The sequence below is a fragment of the Hymenobacter sp. PAMC 26628 genome, assembly GCF_001562275.1.
Classification (GTDB): domain Bacteria; phylum Bacteroidota; class Bacteroidia; order Cytophagales; family Hymenobacteraceae; genus Hymenobacter.
On the sequence record NZ_CP014304.1, the window covers coordinates 326,895 to 349,711 of the forward strand.

Sequence of the window (22,817 nt, forward strand, 5' to 3'; positions counted from 1 at the left end):
CTTCTATTTTTTTATTCTGATGACCGACGCCGAAGTAAATTACCAGGGCATGGCCCGCAACGTGCTCCAGTTGCTCACCGACCAGCGCCCCGCCTGGGAGCCGCTGTACGCGAAGCTGCTGCCCGACTACGCGGCCCTGCAAAGCGCCTTGGCGGCCCTGGACGAGAAAACCCAGCAGCGCAGCGGCACCGGTAGCAAAGGCTACACCGAAACCAAGGACCTGGCGGAAGTCGCGGTGCTCGACGCGGCCATGCCCGTCGTGCAGGGCCTGAAAGCCCTGTACCTGGACGGCGGCCACGCCGACCTGGCCAAAGCCGCCGCCTACACCCGCTCGGCCCTCGACGACATGCGCGGCCTCACGCAGGCCGCCGCGCTGGAAAGCCTCTACACCACGGCCCTGCCCCTGGCCGCTGCCCTGGCCGAAGAAATGGTGACGGCCGAGCAGCTGCAAGTTCTGCACGACCGCACGGCCACTTACAAGCCGCTGCTGGGCACGCCGCGCCAGCAAGCCATGAGCGGCAGCGTCCTGCGCGAAGCCGCCCTGCAGCACCTGAGCGAAGCCCGCCAGGCCATGACCCGGCTCGACGTGCGCGTGCCCAACCTGCAAAGTGCCCTGCCCGAGCTGGTGGCCGCCTACGCGAAGGCCCGCATCGTCGTGGACGCGGGGCACGGCACCAAGCCCGCGCCGCCGCAAGCATAAACGTCAGGAGTGAGCCAAAGAAGCCCCGGCTGCACGAGCGGCCGGGGCTTCTTTACATATTTTTAATATGCCTAATCAAATAAGCCTGGACTGTTAGCCAATAAATCCTCGAAGTCGTCGGGCTGCATTCGTTCGAACTCGGTTTGCATCACTTTTAAATACTTCCACTGCACTTCGGTTAGTTCGGTAGCGCGCTGGCACCAAGCGCGGGCGGCTTCGTCCTTGCGGGCTACGTCTATGTCCTCGCGGCCTTTGGTTTCTACTACCCAATGGGTTCCGTCGGGCTGGCGCACGATAAAATCGGGGTAGTAGTGGCGCAGGTTACTGCGGGTGTCGGTGTAGGCGATGTAAAAGCCGAAGGTTTCGGGGAGTTTGGCGAAGGCGGCTACGTCGGGGGCCTGGTCGAGGAAGCGGGCGAAGGCCAACTCAAATTCATTGTCGCAAACCACGTAGTTGAATATCGTGCGCGACGATTCCAGCAGCTTGCGTGAAGTGGGGAAGGGTGCAATGCTGGACAGCGGGCGGGCTTGATGTAGTAGTTCCGGCTCCTTGGCTTCTACTACCAACGGGCGCAAAATTCTTTCGAAAGTTTCAGTTACTACCCAACTCACCTGGTTGGAGCCTAGCGCCCGGATAACGCCGGGGTCGGTTAGGTCTACGGTTTCGCGGAACAGGCGCTCGGCCAGATATTCCCGAATTTTAGGGGCCAGTATCTGGAATTGCGACGGGAGTTTGAGGTTCTCCGCAATTCGCTTGGCGTAGTAGCCAATTACTTCCTCCGCCGTGGTAGGTGGGGCCAGCGTGTATTGACGCTCAAAAAGCTTTTCCTTGGATATTACGTCGGTAGCTTCATAGGTGAACGTCTGGTCGGGCTGGCCGGGCTTGCTCTTTACGCGCAGCCCACTAGTAGGTCAAATCTAGCCGGTTGTCGGGTACAACCGTTTGAGTTTGATGCGGGCCTTCTCGGTTGTAAACTGCCAGTTGGTGGGTGCCCCCAGTTGGTTGCGCGCTAGTTGCCAAGCGTAGCAGTGCGCTTCCAGCGTCGGCCGGTCGGGCACGCGCTGCGGCAGGCCGTGGGTGAGCAGGGCGGCAAACTCGATTTCAGCCATGTTGAGCCACGAGCCATGCTTGGGGGTGAACACAAATTCCACGCGCTGCAACAGGGCGTGCGCCCGTACCGGGTCAAAAATCTCGTAAAAAGCGGCGGGCTGGTGCGCCGACAAATTGTCGAGCACCAGCGTCACGCGCGTCGCTTGGGCGTAGTCCTCCTCCAGCAGGCGGGCTACCGCCCGGGCAAACGTGAGTCGGTCATGGCGGTCTTCGACCTGCACCCGGCGGCGACCGGCCAGCGGCTCGTGCAGCATATACACCTGGGCCACGCCCTGGCGGTGGTACTCGCAGTCGTAGCGGGTGCTGCCATCGGGCAGCGGGAGTGGCACGCGGCTTTCGCGTAGTAATTGCTTGGGCGACTCATCCAGGCACACGACTGGCTGGGCTGGGTCGTACGGGCGTTGGTAGACGTCAAGCACCCGTTCCATGGCGCAGACGAAGGCCGCGTTCTGAGCGGGTGGAATCACCCACATCTGTCGCTTCCAGGGCTGTAACGCATTTTTTTTAGTACCCGCCCCACCATCGCCGGGCTGGCCTCGGGCAGCACCTGCAGCGTGACCAGGTGAGCGGCCAACAAGCGCAATGTCCAGTGGGCGTACCCTTCGGGCGGGGTGGAGCAGGCCGCCGCGGCCAGGTGCGCCTCCACCTCCCCGGTGTACTTACTGGCCGGCCACTGCTGGCGGGGCTGCCCCAGCAGGGCGGCCTCCACGCCCGCCTCGCAGGCGCGTTGGCGCAGGCGCTCCAGGGTGCGCGTACTCACGCCGTAGGCTTGGCTAGTCTGGGTGTCGCTCCAGTTCAAGCCGTTTGTAGCTACGGCCAACAGGCACTGAGCCCGCACAAGCCGGGCGCTGGCCACGCGCCGCTGCTGCACGAGTTCCGTTAGCGAGGCCTGTTCTTCGGCCCTCAGCGCTAAGACATAATACTTCGCCATTTGTCAGGTCATTTTACCCGACAAGATACTAGATTTATCCTACTAGGGGGGAATTTGCTCACGTCGATAGCGGCTATTTCGTCCATCAGCGACTTTTTGCGCACCAGCAGCGGGCTTAAGTCGGGAATACCAATGTCGGCGGCGACTTTTTCGGGCATCGGCTCAATGGTGACAATCCGCAGCTTGTCCTTACCAACCTCGAAGGTGTCAAACTTCAGATTTTCTTCTTTCTCCAGCACGTCGATAAATTCCAGAAACTTCTTGTTGCCGATAATATCAACGCGCTCCGTAAAGCTGTTCTGCGTCAGGTTGCGGAACATCAGGCGCAGGCCGCGCCCAATGGCTTGTTCCGGCAGGATGTTGGCCTTGGAGGTGTAGGGGCGCAGGCCCACGACTACGGTTGCGTTTTGCACGTCCCAGCCTTCGTGCAGCATCAGCACCGATACCACGGCGTTGACCGGCGACTGGTTGTCGTCGATTTCGCGGGCAGCCTTGCGGGCGGCATCCAGGTCCTTTTCCGTGATTTCGTCAACTTGAGCGCCTTTTTCCTTGGTATGGATGGTTAGCGTTCGGTTGCCGCCAAAGTCGGCCGGGTATTTTCGCTGCAACCAGTCGGCTACGTCGTCGGCTTCCTTGGTGCTGTTCATCATTACGAACAGCACCGGCTTTTTGTCTAGCGGCGTAAGCTGCTCGCGGTATTCACGCCAGCGCTCTACGCCAACAATCAGGAAACCCTCGTAGCGGACGCTGGCAATGTCGGAGTTGACTTCCTGAATGTGCGATAACCCCTTGAGGGGCCGTTTTACGAGCCGGTCAATAATGGCTTGGCGCAAGGGGTAATCCGAAACAGTCCACGGAAATAGCGCGCCACTGTTGAAGCGGGGCGTGGCCGATACGTCGAGTTGCAAGGCCACCGGGCGGCGGGCGTGGAGCCGTCGGATGGTCTGGTTCCACTCGCTGTCTTCGTCGTGGGTGTGGTGGGCCTCGTCGTTGAGCACCAGCACCGGGCCGGGGCGGGCCTCAATGCGGCCCAGAAAGTCATCGGCGCCGCTAGCGCTGGCTCCCAGCGTAGGCAGCGGCCCAGCACCCAGCAGCGCCGCCAGCGGGCCGGGCAGTGCCGATGGGGCCGGGGCACGCTCATACAGCTGCTGAATGTTGGTGAGGTACAAGCCACCGTCAGAACCACCAACTTCGGAATCGCCGCGCATGAAACTCCGAAACTCATCCCAGAACCAGCGGTATTCCATCGGGAGCACCGGGTCGTTGAGGAAAGTGAAATTGTTCTTTGGTAATCATTCACAGCTACTGAACATACTTATCTAAGAACATGCGGAGCGGCTGAATTGCATCAGCCATTAGATTCCACCACAAGGGGTTCTCGAATATTTTTTGCCCTCCCTCTTCTTGGTGTCGTTTGCGCTCATCAGGTGATAGAGGCAAAACATTAACGTAGTCATAAACTCGCCGTTTATCTGACGGAATATAATACAGTCGCTGGCCAGTTGCAGGATTTTTGTATTGTGCTAGACATTCATCATATAAATTAAAACAATTCATCACCTGCTGATGGTTTGGATTAATTAAATCAAGAAGTAGTATTTCAATGTTTCCTTCACGGCTAGGCCCAGGAAACAGAAATAATTCCGGTGAGGGCTCAAATTCTGCTACTAAATCACGCAAAGCAGCATTTCGTTGTACGGGACCACCTTGCGGGTACTCCGGCTTGGCAAAGTCAGCATCGAATACGATGAGGTTTCGGCCTTGTGTATCTTTAGCTTCTCTAAATTGCACCACATATTCTGGTAAACGCGTCCAGCCACCAGTAGCAAGCACTAAGATGGTAGTACCATTAGGTGTGAGTTCTAAATAAGTAGTACCCCGGCGTTTTTTAGAATTTAGCCGAGTAGGATGACTGCGTATTGCTTTTCCTTTAAGCTCATAAAGTAGCGCTACAATAAGGTCGTGGTCATCGTGGCCCTCTACAAAAATATTAAGCTGCTTAGTTGCCAAGGTGGTAAATGCAATGTGTATGGAAGAAGAACAGTTTTAGAAGATGACTACGAACGAACTTCAATGTCGTGATTCAATGCATTATTAAGTTGTTCATAACCGTAGCGATAACTACGGACAGTGTCATCATCAGCGCGCACCAGTGTATATGCAGCCACAGAATCACGGTAACGCGCCCATTGCTCATCCTCTAGTACTGCTGTAAGGTGGCGTAGTGCTTCGGCGTTGTGAGTTGTAGCAATTACCTGTACATCGTATTCATCAGCAGCAGCCAGAATTCCCTGCCAGAGAACACGAAGCGCAGAATAATGCAGCCCGTTGTCAATTTCATCAATCAGGATAATACCTCCGGCCACAGAAGCTAGTGCAGCTACAATTGATAGTAGTCGTTGAATACCTTCGCCCATTAGATTAATCGATGAGCGCATACTGAAATTTTCGCCTAAGTCGAGGTAAATACGCCCGTTATTACCCAAAGTCAACGATTTAACTCGTGGGTCGATTTGCTTCATTACTGCTAAGAGTGGTTCCTCCTCTTTATTCACCGTCACTTCCGCCAGTTGTTCGCTCAACTGTTCTAAGTCCAGAGTAGTCGATACAAAAGTAGATGTATGGCGAACTGACATCTTCTCTGGTAATCCCTCTTCTAAGAATTCGTCCGCATTCTCAGAGTATTCAGTATAAACCATCTCCTCTGCATCTTGGTCACGCGTCATTTTAAAGGTATGACCTGAATTGCGCGCTCCCAACCAGATAGTGACAAGCAACGACTTTTGTCCGCTACGGCGCCCTTTCGTTCCTTTTCTTGCGCCTGATTCATCTTCTTCAAGCTGAAATCGGTATTTGCTTGGCCCTCGACCTACACCTTTGTAGCTGGCATTTACTTGTACCGTATTAGCGATGTTGAAATTGTAAAAGAATGACCGAAAATCTTGGTCGTCTTCTCCTATTCCCCTCGTGCTTTCTAATTGTTCAGCCCACCAAGGTTGCTCAATATTTGTTAGCGCATAAATGGCTTCAAGCACACTAGTCTTGCCAGAGTTATTTTTACCCATTAAGAGGTTTACACGCGATAACTTTTCTAAGCTTAGCTCGTGAAGGCTACGGAAGTTCTTAATGACTATTGAATCCAGTAGCATAGTGACAGCGGCGGGTTGAGGAAAAATCTGTATTAATTCCTCGGAGAGCTTTGCTAACGCTTTGTCAAGCTGCTCTGACGACATACTTGACAGTGGTTTTGCTGGATTGTTAAGTGCTTGAAATTTGGCTAAGGGCGAACTACTGAAAGCACAAGGACGTACGATAATAGATATAATAGTTGTGCTTTGATGTTTGGCGGCTAAAAGTAGCGCTGGCAATTCTTGGCTATTAATCCAATCAGACGCTAGAAAATCAGCACTGACTAACATAATAGCTACCCGAGCCTGAGCTAACTCATCATCAATGCGGCTACGCCAAACTTCACCTGCTTTCAGAGTGTCATCAGCGAAGACCTGTAATTTATGGTTGCGTTCTAATGGTCGTAGATGAGTGCGTAGAAGGTTTAACCACAATTCGTCTGCGTGACTGTAGCTAATAAAAATGCGGTTGCGATTAGTGGACATAGAGCAAAAGTAGAAGATTGCTAAGCTGGTAAGCCGCTAGCGGCCTGCATATCAAAGATAAATTAGGTATGCCTTGCCATCAGTTTCGGCAGCACGTATTTCTTATCGCCCCAAATTAGGCGGTTGCGCCATTCGGTAGATTTACCCTGCGCGAACAAGGAATATTGGTCTTGCCGCAGTTGGGCGCTCTCGTTCACCGTTTTCACGGTTTGGAAGGGCAGGGCGAGGCGCACGGGGGTGGCGCGGCGGCCGTCGGGCAGGTACTTGCTGGCCCAGGTTAGTTCAGTCATTATTTCTTCTTGGTGGCGCGGGTAGTAGTAGGTTTGGCGGCGGGCTTCTTGGGGGTAGCCGCTACCTTTTCGGTGGCTAGTTTCTTCGCGTCGGCGGCTTTTTTAGCTATTGCTTTTCGCTTGGCAATTGCTTTAGCTTTGGTAGCGGCTTCGGCAGCAGGTTCCGGCTTGGCTGCGGCGGCGGTTGCTTGCTTAGGGGCCTTGGGGGTAGCGGTTTGCTTAGCCGTGGCCGCTTTCGTTGCTGCTGGTTTCGCCACGCCCGGTTTCAAGCCGAATATTTTCATCAGCAGGGCGCAGAGCCGGGCCATTTCCTTGTTGCGTTGCGGAAGGGTCAGGGCCTCCAACGGCTTATCCGGCTTGTTGAAAGCTTGCAGCTTGCTAAGCGGCGAGTTGGCAAAATGGCAGTGTCCGACCACTACCGTCAGCAGCGTTACTCCTTCTTTCTTGGCTGCTAGCAGCAGCGGCGGCAGCTCGTCGGAGTGAATGAAGTCAGACGCCATGAAGTTGGCGCTAACCAGCATAATGCCCACTTTGGCTGTTGCCAATTCGCGCTTGATACGGGCCAGCCATGGCTCCCCCGGTTTCAGGCTTTGGTCGCTCCAGACGCGCAAGCTGTGGTCGCGCCCGAGTGGGGCCAGGTGTTTTTCCACTAGCTTCCGCCACCTTTCGTCGGCGTGGCTATAGCTGATAAAGACGCTGCTGCGGGCAAGGATAGGCATGGCACGAAAGTACCGCCCCGGTGCTGAATGAACCGGTAATTCAACCCTATCGTGAGTTGCGGCTCGGCTCAACTTCTCGCACCATCGGCGCGAGAAATACTGCAACCGCTGGTTGCAGTATTTCTCGTTGGTTTTTTCTCCAACCGCTGGTTGGAGAAGTTTCTGCACAAGCTGCGCGCGAGCTTCGCCACTTTGGTACGAAGTGCAACCGCTACCCCAGCTGTGCTAGTAGCTCAAACAGCGGCTGGTTTACGTAGTAGTTGCTTTTACCCCGCTTGTGTTTCTGCAACAGGCCGCCGGGTTCGGCTAGCTGGTTGAGGTAGTTGGCGGCGGTGAGGCGGCTCACTTTTAGCTCTTGCTGCACAAATTCGATGCGGGTGTAGGGGTAGCGAAACAGGTGGTGGAGCAGGCCCAGGCTGTAGAAGCGGTAGCCGCGCAGCTGCTGCTGGGCCTGCTGCATCAGCTGCCGCATGGCCTTGATGAGCAGGATCGTTTCCTGGGCGGTTTGCTCGACGCCGGTGATAAGGTAGAGCAGCCACGGCTCCCAGTTGCCGGTGTCGCGCACCTGCTGCAAGTGGCGGTAGTAATCGGCTTTGTGCTGCGTGATGAAGCGGCTGAGGTAGAGCACGGGCAAGTCGAGTAAGCCTTTTAGCACCAGGTACAGGATGTTGAGGATGCGGCCCGTGCGCCCGTTGCCATCGTAAAAGGGGTGGATGGTCTCGAACTGAAAATGCAGCACGGCCATTTTCACCAACGGGTCGGCGTCGCTTAGCTCGTCGTCGTTGAGGTATTGCTCCAGGTTACTCATCAGGTCTAGGATGGCGGCGTAGTCTTGCGGCGGCGTGTAGATGACCTCGCCGGTTTTATCGTTTTTGAGCGTGGTGCCGGGCAGGCGGCGGTAACCGGCGTTGTTGTGCTCCAGCTCAGCCTGAATTTGTGCCAAGTGGTTGCTGCTCAGAAAACCGTGCTTTTGAACAAGCTCAAAGCCCAGTTGCAAAGCGGCGGCGTAGTTCTGCACTTCTTTGGCCGCCTGCGTGATGGGCGCGTTCGTCTGCACGGCCGCCTGAAACAACTCGTCGTGCGTGGTGATGATGTTTTCAATTGCCGAACTATCCTTGGCTTCCTGCAAAGGCAGCGTGTTGAGCAGGATTTCCGCATCGGGCAGCGTCTCTAAAATTCCTTTTAGCTCGGCTAGCGCCCGGTGCGCAGTAGCCAGCTTTTTGAGTACGGTCCGGGTTTCCAGCTCTCCGGTGGGCGGCAATGGGGGCGGTTGCCAGCGTGGGTTCATGGGGCCGTTGTCGTGTTTTTAGTAATAACGTGTAAAGAAAAGGTTGATTTGCTTTACATGAAGTCGAGTAAGTGTAAAGTAAACCGACCTTTCCTTTACACGAAGACAAGCCAGTAGCTTGCTACCAGCTTTTGTCAGGTTGGCGATAAAGCGGAGCAACGGCCTTCGCCGCCCAGCCGCGCCAGCCGCTCAGGCAGCGGCTGATTGGCGCAGGACTTGGCTCTGCCCAGCTTGTGCTTCCGTAGCGGACTGCCGGGCGTAGCTGGCGGCGACACAGGGCAAACGGGGGGGAGCTATTGTGGGGCCCCAGCCGCTCGTGCAGGTCCTACAACACTTGCTCGGGCAGGCTTTGGGGCTAGAAACCTGCTTCTCAGCCACCGCCGCACTGGTTCGTCGTAGAGCTTCAGGCAGGCGTAGGCCAGCCCAACCGCGGCGGCAAACGTGAGCAGGGTGATGGGCAGCGCTTGCAGCAGCGGCGTCTTGTGCTTGCTCACCCAGCCGGTGTAGATGTAGATGAGCGGGTAGTGGGTGATGTAGATGGGGTAGGAAATGGCCCCCAGGAACGTGCAAAATTGCGACGCCACCGGCCCGGTTACCTGCCCGCTGGCCCCCAGCCACACCACCAGCGGGAACAGCAGCACAATGCTCAGCGAATCGTAGAGACCGTTTTGCCACAGGTGCGCAGCTCCGCCCACCCGCGGGAAGGCCAGCACCAGCGCCAGCAGCAAGCTGCACCATAGGAAAGCGTGCGGCACCCGGCCCAAAGCCGCCACGCGGGACAGCAGCAGGCCGGCAAAAAATGGGTACAGCATTCGGGTGAAGCCGATGCGCAGCTGTGGGGCGTCCAGCGACCAGCCGCCGATAACGTCGCCGGTGGGGCTGGTGACGGCCAGGTGAACCAGCGCCGCCCCGGCCAGCGCCACCAGCACCGCCAGGGCCCCGTTGGACAGCTTCCGGGCCCCGAGCGCATACAGGATGTTGGCGATGTATTCGAAAAACAACGACCAGCCGGGCCCGTTGAGCGGGTGCATTTCCTGCCAGCCCCGGATGTCCAGCGAAAGGGGCACCGGCAACAGGGTAAACCCAATGGCCATCACCAGCAGCGTTTTCCAAACCGGGACTTGGTGGATGGTGGGCCACAGGGGCGAATCCTGGAAGTAGAAGCACCCCGCCCCCACAACCATGCCCAGCACCACCATCGGTTGCAGGCGGATGAGCCGGGCCTTGAAGAAGTTCTTGAGCGTCAGCTGGCCCCACCGGTCGTCGTAGGCATAGCCGATGACAAAGCCGGAGAGCAGAAAGAAAAAGTCCACGGCCAGGTAGCCGTGGTTGAGGAGCTGGTCGAGGTGGCTGGTGGCGTGCGCCTCGCAGAGGTGAAAGGCCACGACCAGCAACGCGGCCACGCCCCGCAGTCCATCTAAAATCGCATAGTGCGGCTTGGTGCTCAGCGTACTTATCTGCGGTTCGGCAATCACTCGTGTTTCCATGTATTGCGGTAACCGCTAAGGGAGTTTAGTTGCGCGAGCCGCCGGGCGGCAACGCGAAGCTGGCCGTAAGATACACCAGGGTGTGGACCGCGCTGCCTCTGCGTGTGGCAAAAAGCCGCCAGGCCGCCGCCGGGCCAAAACCGGCCCCCGGGCCCCGCCCGCGTACTTTGGGGCCCCCAACCCGCCCGCCCATGGTTCTTGGTTTCAACGAAGCGTTCATTCCGGCCATCGTGGCGGGCACCAAAATCCACACTATTCGTGCGGGCCAGCGGTGGCAGGCCGGGGTGGTGGCGCAGTTTTGCGCCCGGGCCCAGCAGCCCGATTGCTACGAGTTCTGGGGCCCCCGGCCCATCGTGCGGGTGCAGGCCGTGGAGCTGACGGCCACCGAGCTGCGCATCGACGGTCGCCGGTTGGAGCCGGCCGAACTGCTGGCCCTGGCCCAAGCCGACGGCTTTGCCGTTGCCGCCGAGCTGCTGGCCTTTTTTGCCGACCAGCCACTGCCCTTTCACGCGCAGCTTTTGCACTGGACCGACCACCGGTATTAGCCCGGCCCCGGGCGAAAACGGCGCCGCTAGATTCCCATTAGGGTCGCTATGGGGCTGAGCACCGCCCAGCGGCGTACGAGAATAGGAAATAAAGGGCGGTGCTGGTCGAGGTACTTGGCCGCTTTATCGGTGGTTTTGAAGCGGTTTATGGGTAAAATATTGATTGTTAAGTAATTGATTAAAATAGGGGAAAAGCTGAGGTGTGGGGCTGTGGCATAGCGCTTGTCTTAGAAGCTGTTTGAGTTAATAAAGCGTTCAGCATGACCGCCGTAAGAGCATCTTAGTTAATTCAAACAAGAACTGTGTTAAAAAACAAGTGGAACAGCTACTTTTTTGGTAAAATCAGTTTGGTAAGGTACGCCCGAAGTCACAATGGCATAGGCCTGCTTGAGCAGCTTGTTGCAGACCGCAATTAGGGCCAATTTGCCGTTTTTGCCTTTGGCGACGAGGCGGTCATACAGCGCTCGGCACGCCCCATTGGCCCGACGAGCGGACCAACTACACATAAATAACTTACTGCGAATCAGGGCTCCACCCATCTTCGTGATACGCGCTTTGCCGCGCACACTGGTGCCCGAGCTGAACTCGCGCGGACATAAACCTGCCTTGGCAATGAGTTGGCGGGAGTTCTGAAAGTTGGTGAAACCGCCCGCGAAGAGCAGTAGGTAAGCTGCTGTTTTACGGCCAATGCCCGGAATAGAGTAGAGCAGTGGCATTTCAGCCGGATACCGCCCTTCGACCATCGTCAAGAGCTTGGCTTCGAGTTCTTGCACCTGCTCAGCCAAGTCAAGCAACGTCTGGCGCAGTTGTGCCAGGGCCACCGGACTGACGACGGGCTGCGCCTGTGGGGCTTCTAAGGCGTTGTGGACCATTGTTTTCTGCCGAATAAGTAATTCAACAACCTGTTCCAATTGCCGACACTCCACGAGCAGCGCTTCCTCGGGTTGCCAGCGCGGGGTAGCTTGCTGCTGGCCGTAGCGCAGCAGCCACTGCGCATCTTTGCGGTCCGACTTGCCCTTGCCCAAATGCATCTGAATGAAGCGTTTGACCACGAGCGGGTTGAGGACGGCTACCTGGGCCCCGGCGGCCACCAGGTGGTAGGCCACAGCCAGGTAGTAGGGGCCCGTGGCTTCGAGCACGTACAGACTCGTGGCCCCACCGCAGCGCACTAACTGTCGAAAGCCGGCTGGGGTGTTGGCTACTTCCTGGTGCTGCAGGCGCGGGCCGACCTGGTAACAAACGGCCAGGGTGTCTTTGCTAACATCCAGACCAACAACTGACTGCAAAACTTTCATATGCTAAAGAGAAAGAAAAGGTCCTTTCCTTGCGCGTACTACGACAGGCTTTTTCACTCCTGAAACAGGCTCTGGGCCTAGCGGAACTGTCCAAAGTGGCCGTAGAACAGAAAGGGGATGCTCCTGTATGACGGACTCAAGCGGCCCCATACTTCTTATCCATCTTCTTCCTCTCTGTCGCAACAAGACCTAAGTTTAAGCATGGCCCGAACTTAGGAGCTTCTTAGGAAAGGCAGACGCGTCTATTTCCTTTCTTCTTTCAGCGCTGCCCAAGTCATCGGGGCGCTGCTTCGTTTTCACTCCCTCCATCCCCACCCCAACCATGAAAACTGCCCTGCTTTCGTTCGTTACTGCCCTTGGCCTGTTTGCCGCCACCGCCGCTACCGCCGCTCCCTTTGACCACGACCATGACCCGCGCCGCTTCTCGCCCGTCGAGCGGGCCCGCTACGAGCGCGAACAGCGCCAACTGGAGCGCCGCCGCGCCCAGGAGCGCGCCCGCTGGGAAGCCCAGCACCGCTACGACCGGCACGATGACCGTCACGACGATTACCGCCGCCACTAGCCGCTGCACCCCCGCCGCCCCTTGTTGCCGCCCCGCGCTTCGCCCGAAGTGCGGGGCGGTTTGCGTTTGGGCCCCGGCGTACCGGAGCAGGTGCTACTTTGCCGGCGTTCTGCCTGCCGTGCGGGGGGGGCGGTTGGCGGGGGCACCGCGCAGTTCACTCAATTAACTGCTTCCCATGAGGACGACGACACCGACCGGCCCCCCGTGCCTGGGCTACCACTTGCTGGCGTGGGCTTGGCTGCTGCTGGGCCTGCCGCATCTGGCGGGCGCGCAGCGCGCCAAGCCGCCCAAGGCCGCCCCGGCCGAGCAAACCTGGATGGCGGACAACGGCAACGGCACGTTCTCGAACCCCTTGTTTTGCAACGAGTTTTCGGACCCCGACATGATCCGGGTGGGCACCGACTATTATCTCACCGGCACCACCATGCACGCCATGCCGGGCCTGCCGGTGCTGCATTCTAAAGACCTGGTGAACTGGGAGTTCCTGGCCTACGCCGTGGATAAGCTCGACTTCGGGCCGGCCTACCGGCTGGAGGGCAGTACATCACCACCAACACCAATTGCGAGCCCGTGGGCTACATGATGTGCGCCCGGGCCGATAAGCCCACGAGGCCCTACGAGGCGGCCGTTATCAGCGCGGAGGAGGCCTTGGGCATTGGCTCAAACGCCAGGCTGCGTGGCGGCCAGGGGCCCTGCGCCGCGCGGGCCGTAGCGGGGCTTCGGGCCCGGTACCTTTAGGGCCCCAACGCTTCCTTACCTTCTTTTTTATGGCCGTCGTTGCGCCTTCTACTATGTTTCCGCTGGCCGGCTACGAGCGGCTGTGCTTTCTGAAAAACGTCGTTGACCACCCCCAGATAACGGTAGGAGATTATACCTACTACGATGATTTTGAAGATGTTAATAATTTTCAAAAACACGTACGCTACCTGTTCGATTTCACGGGCGACCGGCTCATTATCGGGAAGTTCTGCATGATTGCCTCCGGCGTGGAGTTCGTCATGAACGGGGCCAACCACCTGGCGGGCGCTGTAAGCGCGTACCCTTTCGCAGTTTTTGGTGGCGATTGGGCCGGGGCCATGGCCGGTAAAACCTACCCCACCAAAGGCGATACGACCGTGGGCAACGACGTGTGGCTTGGCTACCGGGCTACCATTTTGCCCGGGGTGGCCATCGGCGACGGCGCCATTGTCGGGGCGCACGCCGTGGTGACGCGCGACGTGGCGCCCTACAACATTGTAGGCGGCAACCCGGCGCAGGTCATACGGCCGCGGTTCGACGCTGCCACCACCGCCCGGCTGCTGGCCGTGGCCTGGTGGCACTGGCCCATCGAAAAAATTACCCGCCACGCCGCCCTGCTCACCGGCGACGCGGCCCACTTCCTAGCGGAAGTGGAGCGCGCCCGGTAGCCGCCTGGGCCCCGGCTACTTGCGCCGCTTCAGCTTTTTCAGCCACTGGTAGGTGGCCTCCTGGGCGCGCACGCGTGGGGCCCCGGCGGGCTCGGGCAGCAGGAAGTTGTTGTCGAAGTCGCGGGCTTTCACGTTGTCTTCGCGCTGGAAATCGAGCAACTGGCGCACTTCGGCGCGCAGGGTTTCGTCGAGCAGCGGGAAGGCCACCTCCACCCGGCGGTCGAGGTTGCGCGTCATCCAGTCGGCCGACGACACGAACACCTTTTCCTCGCCGCCGTTGCCGAACACGTACACCCGGCTGTGCTCCAGGTTGCGGTCCACTAGGCCGCGCTGACTGATGGTGTCGCTCAACCCCGGCTCGCCCGGTACCAGGCAGCCAATGCCGCGGATGATGAGCTCGACGCGCACGCCGGCCTTGCTGGCGGCGTAGAGCTTGGCAATCATGCCAGGGTCTTGCAGGGCGTTGATTTTGAGAATGATGGATGCCGGATGGCCTTTGTGGGCCAGCTTGATTTCGTGGTCAATCAGTTCGTTCAGACGCGGGCGCAGCGTGAAGGGCGCCAGCAGTAGGTGCTCGAAGGGGGCGGCGGGGGCCACCCGGTCGTGGCAGTAATTGAACACGGCGGCCACCTCCTTGGTCAGCCGCTCGTCGGCCGTGAACAGGCCGTGGTCGGTGTACACCGCGGCCGTGTCCTCGTTGAAGTTGCCGGTGCTGAGGTAGGCATACTGGCGGGGGATTTCGGCCGCCTCGCGCCGCGTGATGAGCAGCAGCTTGGCGTGCACCTTCTGCTCGGGCGGGGTGAAGATGACGTGGGCCCCCGCCTTTTGCAGCTTCTCGGCCCAGTAAATGTTCGATTCCTCGTCGAAACGGGCCTTCAGCTCCACCACCACCGTCACCTGCTTGCCGTTTTTCACGGCCTTCAGCAGGGCCTTAGCCACGGCGCTTTTGGCGGCCACGCGGTAGAGCGTGATGGCCACGGCCGACACCTGCGGGTCGGCGGCGGCCTCGCGCAGCAGGTGCGTCACGTGGTCGAAGCTCTGGTAGGGCGGGTGCAGCAGGTGGTCGCGCCGGCCGATGGCGGCCAGCAGGCTGCCCGTGCGCGGCAGCGTGGGGTGGGGCAGGGGCGGCCAGGCCGGGTTCAGCAGCTTGGCCTGCCCAAAGCTGGGGAAGCCAAAGAAGTCGCGGAAGTTGTGGTAGCGGCTGCCGGCCACCAGCTCCTCGTCGGTGATGCCGGTTTTCTGCTTGAGGGCCCGCAGTGCCTCGCGCGGCATCTCGGGGTCGTACAGCAGGCGGGCCGGGTAGCCGGTGGCGCGCTTGGCCAGGCTGCTGCGGATTTTGGCCAGCAAGTCGTCCGATACCTCTTCCTCAATGTCCAGCTCGGCGTCGCGGCTCAGCTTCACGGCGTGCACCGCCACCCCGGCGTAGGCCGGAAACAGGCTGGGGGCCCCCACCCGCACCACGTCGTCGAGGAACATCACGTAGCGCTCGTCGCCCTCGGCGGGCAGCTGCACGAAGCGGCCGCCGTGGCGCTTGGTGGGCAGCTCCATGGCCAGCACGCGCTCGGCCTCGGGGCCCTTGGCCTTGCCCGGCGCGGCGCGGGGCCCCGTCAGGAAAAAGGCAAGGTACACGGCCTGGTCCTTCAAAAACAAGTGGTGCAGCGTATCGTCGAGCACCACCGGTGAGAGCAGGTCGCGCACCGAAGCGTTGAAGTACTCGAGCACCCACGTGCGCTGCGCGTCCGTTAGTTCGGGCTCGCTCAGCAGGTGGATGTGCGCGGCGTTCAGGGCTGGCAGCAGCTGCTCGCGGTAGGTAGTGCCAAACGCTTCCTGCTGGCGCTGCACCTCGGCCAACACGGCCTTCAGCTGGCGCTTGGGGCTCTCGTTCAGCTGGTCGCGGGTTTTCTTCTTGAGCTTGACCAGCCGCCGCAGCGTGGCCACGCGCACCTTGAAAAACTCGTCGAGGTTGGCGCTAAAAATGGCCAGGAACTTGAGGCGCTCCAGCAGCGGCACGGTGTCGGATTGGGCCTCTTGCAGCACGCGGGCGTTGAAGCGCAGCCAGCTCAGGTCGCGGGGAAGGGTTTTCATGCGGCAAAGATCAGGGAACGTTCGCAGAGGCAAAAGCCCCGGAACGGGGGCCCCGCCGCAGTACGCCAACGGGCCCCCACGGTTCATTACCCTATGGCTGCCCCGGGCGCCGGCAACGGGGTAATGTGTACCATATCCTTGCTGATCAATAGGTTAAAAACCCAAAGGGCTCAGTTAATAAACCCCAAAAGCCGGGGCCCTAGTTCAGGGCGCACGCCGGACCCACCAGCGAGCAGGCCAGCACGCCCAGCAAAAACAACCACCACGACCAGTGGGTGCTGGCCGGAGCCGGGGCACTGGCCTCGGCACGGGTGGCAAGAAAGGCGCCGGGCGCGCTGGGAAAAGGAGCGAAGGTTTCCATGGCAGTAAGAAGAAAGGGTGATGACCTGGCGCGAATGCGGCGTCAGGTCGAGAAAATGCCTGATGGCTAAGCTTTTGTCTGGGGCCCCGAGTACGCCGACTGATCCGCTGGTGACACAAACACCACCAGCACCAAGCCGCCTTTGAGGGGAACGGTGTAGTATTTCATAGCAATGGAAAGGACGTGGCAACTACCGCAGCGCCGAACGGCGGGCGGGCAAGCGGCATCGGCGGGAAGGGCGGGTGGCTGGCGGTTAGGCTGGCACTACAAAGGTGCCGCCTAGAATAAATTAAGACAATCACATATTAATGTGATTTAATGCAATTCCGCCCGGCCGCGCTGGTTGCCCTGAAATCCAGCTGGTGGCGGGCCCGCCTACGTCAAGCCGTCGCGCAGGGCCCGGCTCACGGCGGCCGTGGCGGAGCGCACGTGCAGCTTCTCGTAGATTTTTTTGATGTGCGAGCGCACCGTGTCCAGGCTGATGAAGCACTTGTCGGCCACCATTTTGTAGCTGTAGCCTTCCACCAGCAGGCCCAGTATTTCCAGCTCGCGGGCGCTGAGGTCGGGGGCCGGGCGGGGCGGGTGCGCCGGGGCCCCCGGCCGCGGAAACAGGCGCAGCACCTGCCGGGCCACCGCCGGCGTGAGGGGCGCGCCGCCGGCCCGCACCTCGGCAATGGCTTCGAGCAGCCGGGCGGGCGGGGTCTTCTTGAGCAAGTAGCCGTCGGCCCCGGCGCAAATGGCTTCAAACACCCGGTCGTTGTCGTCGAACACGGTGAGCATCACCACGCTGGTGGCCGGGGCGACGGCCTTCACCTGCCGCAGCCCCTCGATGCCCGAGCAGCCGGGCATGTCGATGTCCATCAGCACCACGTCGGGCCGCAGGCGGCGCACGTCGGCCCCCGCTTGCGCGCACGACTCGAACTTGCCCACCAGCACCAGCCCCGGGGCCCCGGCCAGAAACTGGCCCAGGCTGGCCCGCAGCCCCGCGTTGTCTTCGTACAAAATCAGGCGGGTGGGGGGCATGGCACGGGGCTTCGCAACGAGTGAAGATAAGGCTCGTGGCGGCCGGTAGCAACCACATAAATGGGTGGTTTTTGGATGGAGCGAACGGCCGGCAGCCCGGGCACCGCCCACTCCTCACTCCCTACACCGGTACGCTCAGGCGCACGGCGGTGCCCCGGCCGGGGGCTGAGGTGAGGGTAAGCACGGCGTGCAGGGCGGCGGCGCGCGCGCGCATGTTGGGCAGGCCGTTGCCGCTGCCCTGGGCGGGCGCGGTGGGCGCGAAGCCCACGCCGTCGTCCTCTACTACCAGCAGCAGGTGGCCGGGGGGGCAGGTGAGGGCCACGCGGGCCTGCTGGCAGTGGGCATACTTGGCCAAGTTGTTCACGGCTTCCTTGAAGAGCAGGAAAAACTCGCGGCGGCGCTCCATGGGCAGGTGCAGGGCCCCCACGGCGGGCGCCACCTCGAAGGCCAGCGCAATGCCGCGGGCCTCCAGCAACTCGGCGGCAAAGGCCCGCATCCGGGCCGTCACGTCGCCCAGGCCGTCGTGGGCGGGGTTGATGGTCCACACGATGTCGTCGAGGGCGTCGAGCATCTGGCGCGACGAATCCTGGATCTGGTGCAGCAGGCCGGCGGCCTGGGCCGGGCGCTGGCCCAGCTGGTGCTGGCGGGCCATTTCGCTGAGCAGGGCAATGCTGCTCAGCGTTGAGCCCATGTCGTCGTGCAGGTCGCGGGCGATGCGGTGGCGCACCCGCTCCAGGGCCAGCAGCTGGCCCAGGCGCAGGCGGTAGGCCAGCCAGGCCAGGGCCCCCACGGCGCCCGCCGCCAGCGCCCGAAACCACCAGGTGCCGTACCAGGGCGGGGCCACCACCAGCCGCAGGGCGGCCCCGGTGCCGGGCGGCGCGTCGGCCCCGCGCACCCGGAACGTGTACGGACCGGGGTCGAGGTTGGTGTAGGTAGCCTCGCGCTGCGGGCCGGCGGGCACCCACTCGGGGTCGAAGCCTTCGAGCTGGTACACCAGGCGTTGGCGGCCCGCCCCCCGCAGGTCCAGCGCCGCAAAACTGAGCGTAAACACGTAGTCCTGGGGCCCCAGGCGCAGCACGCGGCGCTGGCCCACGGCCGTATCGGGCAGCGCCACGGGCTGGTTGAGGCGGCGCAGGCCGGTCAGCAGCACCGGCGGGGCGGGCGGCGCCCGCAGCGCCGCGGGCCGGAAGCCCACCAGCCCAGCCGGCCCCCCAAAGTAGAGGGCGCCGCCGGGGCCCCAGCAGGCCGCGCCGGCGTTGTATTCCTGCTGGGGCAAGCCGTCGCGGGCGTCGAAGGCCGTGAGGCGGTCGGTGGCCAGGTCGAGGCGGGCCAGGCCGCGGTTGGTGCTCAGCCACAGGGCGCGGGCGGCGGGGTCGGGCAGCAGGGCGTACACCACGTCGTTGGGCAGGCCCTGGGCTTCGCCAAACGACGTAAAGCGCCCCGTGGTGGGGTCGTCGAGCCGGCACAGGCCGCCGTCCTCGGTGCCCACCCACAGGCGGCCGGCGGCATCCACGCACAGGGCCCGCACGAAGTTGCCGGGCAGGCTGCGCTCGTCGCGGGCGTTGGCCTTGAAGGCCGTGAAGCGGCCCGTGGCGGGGTCGTCGAGCCGGCACAGACCCCCGCCGCCCGTGCCCACCCACAGCCGGCCGGCCCCGTCGCGCAGCACGCAGCGCACGAAGTTGTTGGGCAGGCCGCGCGGGTCGTTGGCCCGTTGGCGGTACGTGGTGAAGCGCCCGCGGCGCGCGTCGGCCAGCCGGCTCAGGCCGCCCTCGGTGCCCACCCACAGGGCCCCGTCCAGCGGGTCGCGGTAGAGGCAGCGCACGAAGTCGTCGGCCAGCGCGCCCACCTCGCCCGGCGCGTGGCGAAAGTGCCGGAAGCCCGGGGCCCCCGGGGCGCGGTAGTCGAGCCCCTGGCGCTGGGTGCCGGCCCACAGGCCCCCGTCGGCATCGGGCAGCACGCAGCGCACGAAGTCATCGGCTAGGCTAGCGGGGTCCCGCGGGTGGTGGCGCAGGCGCTCGGCCACGGCCCCGGTGCGCGGGTCGAGGCGCAGCAGGCCCTGGCGCTCGGTGCCCACCCACAGGCCCGCGGCGGCCGGGGCCACCGCCCACACCGGCCCCGTCGGCAGCAGCGCAAAGGGCGAAGGCCGCACGTCGAGCCGGCGCAGGCCCGCGCCGGTGCCCGCCCACAGCTGGCCGGCGCGGTCGGGGGCCAGGGCCAGCACTTCGCCGGCCAGCCGCAGCGAGTCAGGTGCCGGGGCGGCCAAGGCAGCAGCGGCGGCAGTGGCGCCGGCCAGGTGGGGGCCCACCGGCCAGTAGCGCAGCCCGGCGGCGGTGGCCACCCAGGCCCCGCCGCGCGCGTCGGCCCACAGGCTGCGCACGGCGGGCTGGCCGGGGCCCGGCCGCCGCAGCTCGGCGGCGGGGCGGCCGGGCGGCAGGTAGCGCAGGCCGCCGCCCTCGGTACCGGCCCACAGGCCCCCGCCGGGCGCAGCGGCCAGGGCGCTTAGCGGGGCGGGGCCGGCCGGGCCGTAGCGCGGCTCGGGGCGCAGGGTGCCGGTGGCGGCATCGAAGCGGCAGAGCTGGCCCTCGCCGGTGCCGGCCCACACGGTGCCGGCCGCGTCGCGGGCCAGGGCCCGCACCGAGTTGCGGCGGGCGGTGCTGGCCGGGGCCCCGCCCGGAGCGCACCAGTAGCGGCGCAGGCGGTGGGTGGCGGGGGCATAGTGCCAGAGGCCGTTCTCGGTGCCAATCCAGACGCCGCCCGCGGGGTCGGCGAGCAGGGCGTTCACGAAGTAATGGGCCGCCGAATCGGAGGGTACGCGGCCGAAGCGCTCGGTGCGCGGGTCGTAGTAGCACACGCCGTCGCCAGTGCCCACCCACAGGCCGCCGCGGGCCGCGTCGGGGGCCAGGGCCCGCACGAAGTTGCCGGCCAGGGCCCCCCGCCGCCGCGCATCGGCCCGAAACGTGCGGAAGGCGCGGCCGTCGTAGCGGCTCAGCCCGTCCTGGGTGCCGGCCCACAAAAACCCCTGCCGGTCCTGGACCAGGCACTGCACCGTGTTGTCCGTCAAGCCGTCGGCTGTGCTCAGCAGGGGCGCGGGGCCCTGGGCGTGCCCAGCCGTTGCCAGCCCCAGTAGCCCGGCCCATTTCAATGCAACGAAAACCCGAACCCTCATCGTACACCGCTGAAGTAAACGCCTGACCGGTAAGCCGCTGCCTGAGGCGACGGCTGCCGCAAGGTAGGCCGCAATTCTTACTTCAACGCCGCCCAAAACGCTGGGCGCTAGCGTAGTTGTCGAGCCAGAGTACCCGGTGCTGTGGAAGGGCGCGGCCCGCCGTGGCTGGGCGAACGCTGAATGGCGTGCTACGCCGTTCTTCGCGCTTTCCGTACGGGCTGTGCGCTGGCTTGAAAATTGCGCCGGCCAGGGCCCCTGCGCGCCGCGGGCCCCGGCGGCTAGCTCACATTTTTCGGGTAGTCGTAGAAGTAGAACTCAGCGTTGGCGCGGGCCACTTCCTCCCAGCTATCCGTACTGAAGCGCAGGCACACCACGGCCGCCGTGGGCAGCTCGTTGAACGAGCTGGGTGAAAAGGCGTTGGCGGTATCGGTGATGGTGGGGTTGTGGCCTACCAATAGCGCCGATTCGGCCGCGTCGGGCAGGGCCCGGATGATGGCGAGCAGCGCGTCGGCGTCGGCCCGGTAGATGGCGGGGTCGACGGTGATTTTTTCGTGCGCGAAGCCCAGCTCGCGGGCCACCAGCACGGCCGTGCTCAGGGCCCGCACCGCCGAGGAGCTCACCAGCACGTCGGGCCGGATGCCGCGCTTGGCCAGCGCCTGGCCCATGCGCGGGGCATCGTCGCGGCCCCGGTCGTTGAGCGGGCGCTCCTGGTCGTTCAGGTCGTCGAAGCTCCAACTCGACTTGGCGTGGCGGAGCAGGTATAGCGTTTTCATGGCGCGAAGCTAGGCCGGCGGCATTAATCCCAGGTTTCCCTGGTCAGCACTTCTCGGATTTCGGCAAACAGCGGCCGCTCGCCCACCGCCGGCTGGGCGCAGCGGGCCTGCAAATCCCACAGCGGTTGCAGGGCAGCGGCTGGGGCCCCGCAGCGCGCCAGCAGTTCTTCGAGCAGGCAGCCGAAGGCGCGCACCTCCAGGCGCTGCAAGGCCAGGGCCGTGGGGCTGTCGGGGGCAAAAAAGCAGGCCGCCCCAAAGTCGCCCAGCAGGCAGTCGCCGGCGCCAGTGTTCAGGATGTTGTGGGCGTACAAGTCGCCGTGCAGCACGCCCTGCGCATGCAAGTGCGCAGCTGCCGAAGCCACGCCGTGGGCCAGCCGCACGGCGGCCTCCAGCGCGAAAGCGGTGCCGGGCGCGTACACGTCGCGGGTGCAGGTGGCCAAGCTGGGCGGCCCGGCCAGGTTGCCAAAGGCGGGGTCAATCAAGGCCATAACCAGGCCCTCGGCCCCCGCCGGGTGGTCGATGATTTGGCCGCGGACTTCGATGAGGTGGGGGTGGGCCCCGGCGCTGATGCAGGCAGCCATCTCGCTGTGCGGCAAGCCGTCACTAGTCACGGCGCCCTTGAAGAGCTTCACGGCCACGTCGGCGGCCGGGGCCCCCAGCGGGTGCCAGCGGGCCCGATAAATGACGCCCGACGCGCCCTCGCCCAGCTGCTCTGCCAGCGCCAGGCTGTGCCATTCGATGGCCGCAATGGGGTGGCGGGCCAGGGCGGCGGCCTCGGCCTCGGCGCAAAAGGGGTTGCCGGCGTAGGCCAGCCAGGCCAGCCGGGGCAGGGCCAGCAGCCAGGCCGGCAGGGCCCCGAAGCGGTTCGCGGCGATGCGCAACAGCTCGAGCCGGGTGCAAGCGGCCAGCGCATCGGGCAGGTGCGTGAGGCGGTTGCCGGCCAGCATCAGCTTTTGCAGCTGGTGGCACTGGCCCAGCTCGGGCGGCAGGCTTTCGAGCTGGTTATCGGTCAGGATGAGCCAGCGCAGCGCCGGCGTGAGGGCCCCCGCGGGCAGCCGCCGAATCTGGTTGGCCTTGAAACCCACCATGCTCAGCTGCGGGCACTGCCCCAGCACGGCCGGCACTTCGGTGAACAAATTATCGGAGCAAAACAGCACCCGCAGCCGGTGCAGGCGCCCAAAATCGGCGGGTAAGGCTGCGAGGCGGTTGCCCGATAGGTTGAGGATTTCGAGCGTGTCGGCCAACTCGAAAATCTCGGGGGGGAATTCCGTCAGGTCCGCCGCCAGGTTGAGGCGGGTGGCGCCGGCCAGCTGCCCGGCGCGGAGTTGGGCAAGGGTGTGCATGGCGCAAAGGTCGGGTGCAATCGGTGCGGGCGCCCGGTTGGGCCAATGCGGGCAATTGCGGCACAAAATGTGTTAATAAACACAAAATATGTTAACAAATAGGTATTTAGGAAATCTAA

Annotated in this window: 22 protein-coding genes; 5 read left to right on the forward strand and 17 right to left on the reverse strand. The window is 62.6% G+C overall.

The annotated features are described in order from the left end of the window. The first annotated feature begins 19 nt into the window (after nt 1–19). Nucleotides 20–700, forward strand: coding sequence for a hypothetical protein (locus AXW84_RS01785; protein WP_068227845.1), 681 nt, complete (start codon nt 20–22; stop codon nt 698–700). 71 nt (nt 701–771) lie between these two features. Here the strand turns inward: AXW84_RS01785 and AXW84_RS01790 are convergent, their stop codons facing one another. From AXW84_RS01790 to AXW84_RS01825, 10 genes are all read right to left on the reverse strand, one after another. Beyond that, nucleotides 772–1,275, reverse strand: coding sequence for a restriction endonuclease (locus AXW84_RS01790; protein WP_157886756.1), 504 nt, complete (start codon nt 1,273–1,275; stop codon nt 772–774). 342 nt (nt 1,276–1,617) lie between these two features. Further along, nucleotides 1,618–2,283: an IS630 family transposase gene (locus AXW84_RS01795; RefSeq protein ID WP_082773621.1), complete on the reverse strand. Its 666-nt coding sequence runs from the start codon at nt 2,281–2,283 to the stop codon at nt 1,618–1,620. After that, the gene (locus tag AXW84_RS01800; protein WP_068227630.1) at nt 2,274–2,741 is read right to left on the reverse strand and encodes a helix-turn-helix domain-containing protein; all 468 of its coding nucleotides are present in this window, start codon (nt 2,739–2,741) and stop codon (nt 2,274–2,276) included. The genes AXW84_RS01795 and AXW84_RS01800 overlap by 10 nt, the downstream gene beginning before the upstream one ends. An 8-nt stretch (nt 2,742–2,749) precedes the next feature. Next, entirely contained in the window at nt 2,750–3,988 is a 1,239-nt protein-coding gene (locus tag AXW84_RS01805) for a DEAD/DEAH box helicase (protein WP_068227850.1), read from the reverse strand. Nucleotides 3,989–4,043: 55 nt separating this feature from the next. Beyond that, nucleotides 4,044–4,751 carry a hypothetical protein gene (locus AXW84_RS24340; RefSeq protein ID WP_157886757.1) on the reverse strand — a complete coding sequence of 236 codons (708 nt, stop codon included), beginning with the start codon at nt 4,749–4,751 and terminating at the stop codon, nt 4,044–4,046. A 47-nt stretch (nt 4,752–4,798) separates the two neighbouring features. Beyond that, nucleotides 4,799–6,355, reverse strand: a complete 1,557-nt coding sequence (locus AXW84_RS22945; RefSeq protein ID WP_071889756.1) for an AAA family ATPase — start codon at nt 6,353–6,355, stop codon at nt 4,799–4,801. 62 nt (nt 6,356–6,417) lie between these two features. Then, on the reverse strand, nt 6,418–6,645 hold the full coding sequence (locus tag AXW84_RS01810) for a hypothetical protein (RefSeq protein WP_068227852.1): 228 nt from the start codon (nt 6,643–6,645) through the stop codon (nt 6,418–6,420). After that, the gene (locus AXW84_RS01815) at nt 6,645–7,532 is read right to left on the reverse strand and encodes a toll/interleukin-1 receptor domain-containing protein (RefSeq protein WP_157886758.1); all 888 of its coding nucleotides are present in this window, start codon (nt 7,530–7,532) and stop codon (nt 6,645–6,647) included. The genes AXW84_RS01810 and AXW84_RS01815 overlap by 1 nt, the downstream gene beginning before the upstream one ends. A gap of 43 nt (nt 7,533–7,575) precedes the next feature. Further along, nucleotides 7,576–8,625, reverse strand: coding sequence for a Fic family protein (locus AXW84_RS01820; protein WP_236943223.1), 1,050 nt, complete (start codon nt 8,623–8,625; stop codon nt 7,576–7,578). Between the two features lie 320 nt (nt 8,626–8,945). Continuing rightward, entirely contained in the window at nt 8,946–10,139 is a 1,194-nt protein-coding gene (locus AXW84_RS01825) for an acyltransferase family protein (protein ID WP_082773637.1), read from the reverse strand. A 191-nt stretch (nt 10,140–10,330) separates the two neighbouring features. Between AXW84_RS01825 and AXW84_RS01830 the strand changes: the two genes are divergently transcribed. Next, entirely contained in the window at nt 10,331–10,684 is a 354-nt protein-coding gene (locus AXW84_RS01830; RefSeq protein WP_068227858.1) for a hypothetical protein, read from the forward strand. Between the two features lie 305 nt (nt 10,685–10,989). Here the strand turns inward: AXW84_RS01830 and AXW84_RS01835 are convergent, their stop codons facing one another. Continuing rightward, nucleotides 10,990–11,979 (reverse strand): IS110 family transposase, encoded by a 990-nt coding sequence (locus tag AXW84_RS01835; protein ID WP_068227860.1) that lies wholly within the window; start codon nt 11,977–11,979, stop codon nt 10,990–10,992. 322 nt (nt 11,980–12,301) lie between these two features. On the opposite strand from AXW84_RS01835, the gene AXW84_RS01840 reads away from it, so the two are divergent. From AXW84_RS01840 to AXW84_RS01850, 3 genes are all read left to right on the forward strand, one after another. Further along, the gene (locus AXW84_RS01840; RefSeq protein WP_068227861.1) at nt 12,302–12,541 is read left to right on the forward strand and encodes a hypothetical protein; all 240 of its coding nucleotides are present in this window, start codon (nt 12,302–12,304) and stop codon (nt 12,539–12,541) included. Nucleotides 12,542–12,716: 175 nt separating this feature from the next. Beyond that, nucleotides 12,717–13,124 carry a family 43 glycosylhydrolase gene (locus AXW84_RS01845; RefSeq protein ID WP_204248415.1) on the forward strand — a complete coding sequence of 136 codons (408 nt, stop codon included), beginning with the start codon at nt 12,717–12,719 and terminating at the stop codon, nt 13,122–13,124. A gap of 184 nt (nt 13,125–13,308) precedes the next feature. Beyond that, the gene (locus tag AXW84_RS01850; RefSeq protein WP_068227867.1) at nt 13,309–13,947 is read left to right on the forward strand and encodes a CatB-related O-acetyltransferase; all 639 of its coding nucleotides are present in this window, start codon (nt 13,309–13,311) and stop codon (nt 13,945–13,947) included. A gap of 15 nt (nt 13,948–13,962) precedes the next feature. Here the strand turns inward: AXW84_RS01850 and ppk1 are convergent, their stop codons facing one another. The 6 genes from ppk1 to AXW84_RS01875 all read right to left on the reverse strand — a co-directional run bounded on the left by ppk1 (nt 13,963) and on the right by AXW84_RS01875 (nt 22,698). Further along, complete coding sequence (gene ppk1, locus AXW84_RS01855; RefSeq protein ID WP_071889762.1) at nt 13,963–16,032, reverse strand: polyphosphate kinase 1; 2,070 nt, start codon at nt 16,030–16,032, stop codon at nt 13,963–13,965. Between the two features lie 199 nt (nt 16,033–16,231). After that, nucleotides 16,232–16,393, reverse strand: a complete 162-nt coding sequence (locus tag AXW84_RS24345; RefSeq protein ID WP_157886759.1) for a hypothetical protein — start codon at nt 16,391–16,393, stop codon at nt 16,232–16,234. Nucleotides 16,394–16,768: 375 nt separating this feature from the next. Further along, complete coding sequence (locus tag AXW84_RS01860; RefSeq protein WP_068227869.1) at nt 16,769–17,416, reverse strand: response regulator; 648 nt, start codon at nt 17,414–17,416, stop codon at nt 16,769–16,771. Between the two features lie 121 nt (nt 17,417–17,537). Continuing rightward, on the reverse strand, nt 17,538–20,582 hold the full coding sequence (locus AXW84_RS01865) for a sensor histidine kinase (RefSeq protein ID WP_082773638.1): 3,045 nt from the start codon (nt 20,580–20,582) through the stop codon (nt 17,538–17,540). Between the two features lie 278 nt (nt 20,583–20,860). Then, entirely contained in the window at nt 20,861–21,355 is a 495-nt protein-coding gene (locus tag AXW84_RS01870) for a SixA phosphatase family protein (RefSeq protein ID WP_068227873.1), read from the reverse strand. 23 nt (nt 21,356–21,378) lie between these two features. Further along, a complete protein-coding gene (locus AXW84_RS01875; RefSeq protein WP_068227875.1) occupies nt 21,379–22,698 on the reverse strand; it encodes a leucine-rich repeat-containing protein kinase family protein in 1,320 nt (439 codons plus the stop codon). Nucleotides 22,699–22,817 lie beyond the last annotated feature (119 nt).

Excerpts from the sequence above, each read along its gene's own strand:
- AXW84_RS01785 (WP_068227845.1), top strand. The coding sequence starts at position 20 with ATGACCGACGCCGAAGTAAATTACCAGGGCATGGCCCGCAACGTGCTC.
- AXW84_RS01795 (WP_082773621.1), bottom strand. The coding sequence starts at position 2,283 with ATGTGGGTGATTCCACCCGCTCAGAACGCGGCCTTCGTCTGCGCCATG.
- AXW84_RS01800 (WP_068227630.1), bottom strand. The coding sequence starts at position 2,741 with ATGGCGAAGTATTATGTCTTAGCGCTGAGGGCCGAAGAACAGGCCTCG.
- AXW84_RS01805 (WP_068227850.1), bottom strand. The coding sequence starts at position 3,988 with ATGGAATACCGCTGGTTCTGGGATGAGTTTCGGAGTTTCATGCGCGGC.
- AXW84_RS22945 (WP_071889756.1), bottom strand. The coding sequence starts at position 6,355 with ATGTCCACTAATCGCAACCGCATTTTTATTAGCTACAGTCACGCAGAC.
- AXW84_RS01810 (WP_068227852.1), bottom strand. The coding sequence starts at position 6,645 with ATGACTGAACTAACCTGGGCCAGCAAGTACCTGCCCGACGGCCGCCGC.
- AXW84_RS01825 (WP_082773637.1), bottom strand. The coding sequence starts at position 10,139 with ATGGAAACACGAGTGATTGCCGAACCGCAGATAAGTACGCTGAGCACC.
- AXW84_RS01830 (WP_068227858.1), top strand. The coding sequence starts at position 10,331 with ATGGTTCTTGGTTTCAACGAAGCGTTCATTCCGGCCATCGTGGCGGGC.
- AXW84_RS01835 (WP_068227860.1), bottom strand. The coding sequence starts at position 11,979 with ATGAAAGTTTTGCAGTCAGTTGTTGGTCTGGATGTTAGCAAAGACACC.
- AXW84_RS01840 (WP_068227861.1), top strand. The coding sequence starts at position 12,302 with ATGAAAACTGCCCTGCTTTCGTTCGTTACTGCCCTTGGCCTGTTTGCC.
- AXW84_RS01845 (WP_204248415.1), top strand. The coding sequence starts at position 12,717 with ATGAGGACGACGACACCGACCGGCCCCCCGTGCCTGGGCTACCACTTG.
- AXW84_RS01850 (WP_068227867.1), top strand. The coding sequence starts at position 13,309 with ATGGCCGTCGTTGCGCCTTCTACTATGTTTCCGCTGGCCGGCTACGAG.
- ppk1 (WP_071889762.1), bottom strand. The coding sequence starts at position 16,032 with ATGAAAACCCTTCCCCGCGACCTGAGCTGGCTGCGCTTCAACGCCCGC.
- AXW84_RS24345 (WP_157886759.1), bottom strand. The coding sequence starts at position 16,393 with ATGGAAACCTTCGCTCCTTTTCCCAGCGCGCCCGGCGCCTTTCTTGCC.
- AXW84_RS01860 (WP_068227869.1), bottom strand. The coding sequence starts at position 17,416 with ATGCCCCCCACCCGCCTGATTTTGTACGAAGACAACGCGGGGCTGCGG.
- AXW84_RS01865 (WP_082773638.1), bottom strand. The coding sequence starts at position 20,582 with ATGAGGGTTCGGGTTTTCGTTGCATTGAAATGGGCCGGGCTACTGGGG.
- AXW84_RS01870 (WP_068227873.1), bottom strand. The coding sequence starts at position 21,355 with ATGAAAACGCTATACCTGCTCCGCCACGCCAAGTCGAGTTGGAGCTTC.
- AXW84_RS01875 (WP_068227875.1), bottom strand. The coding sequence starts at position 22,698 with ATGCACACCCTTGCCCAACTCCGCGCCGGGCAGCTGGCCGGCGCCACC.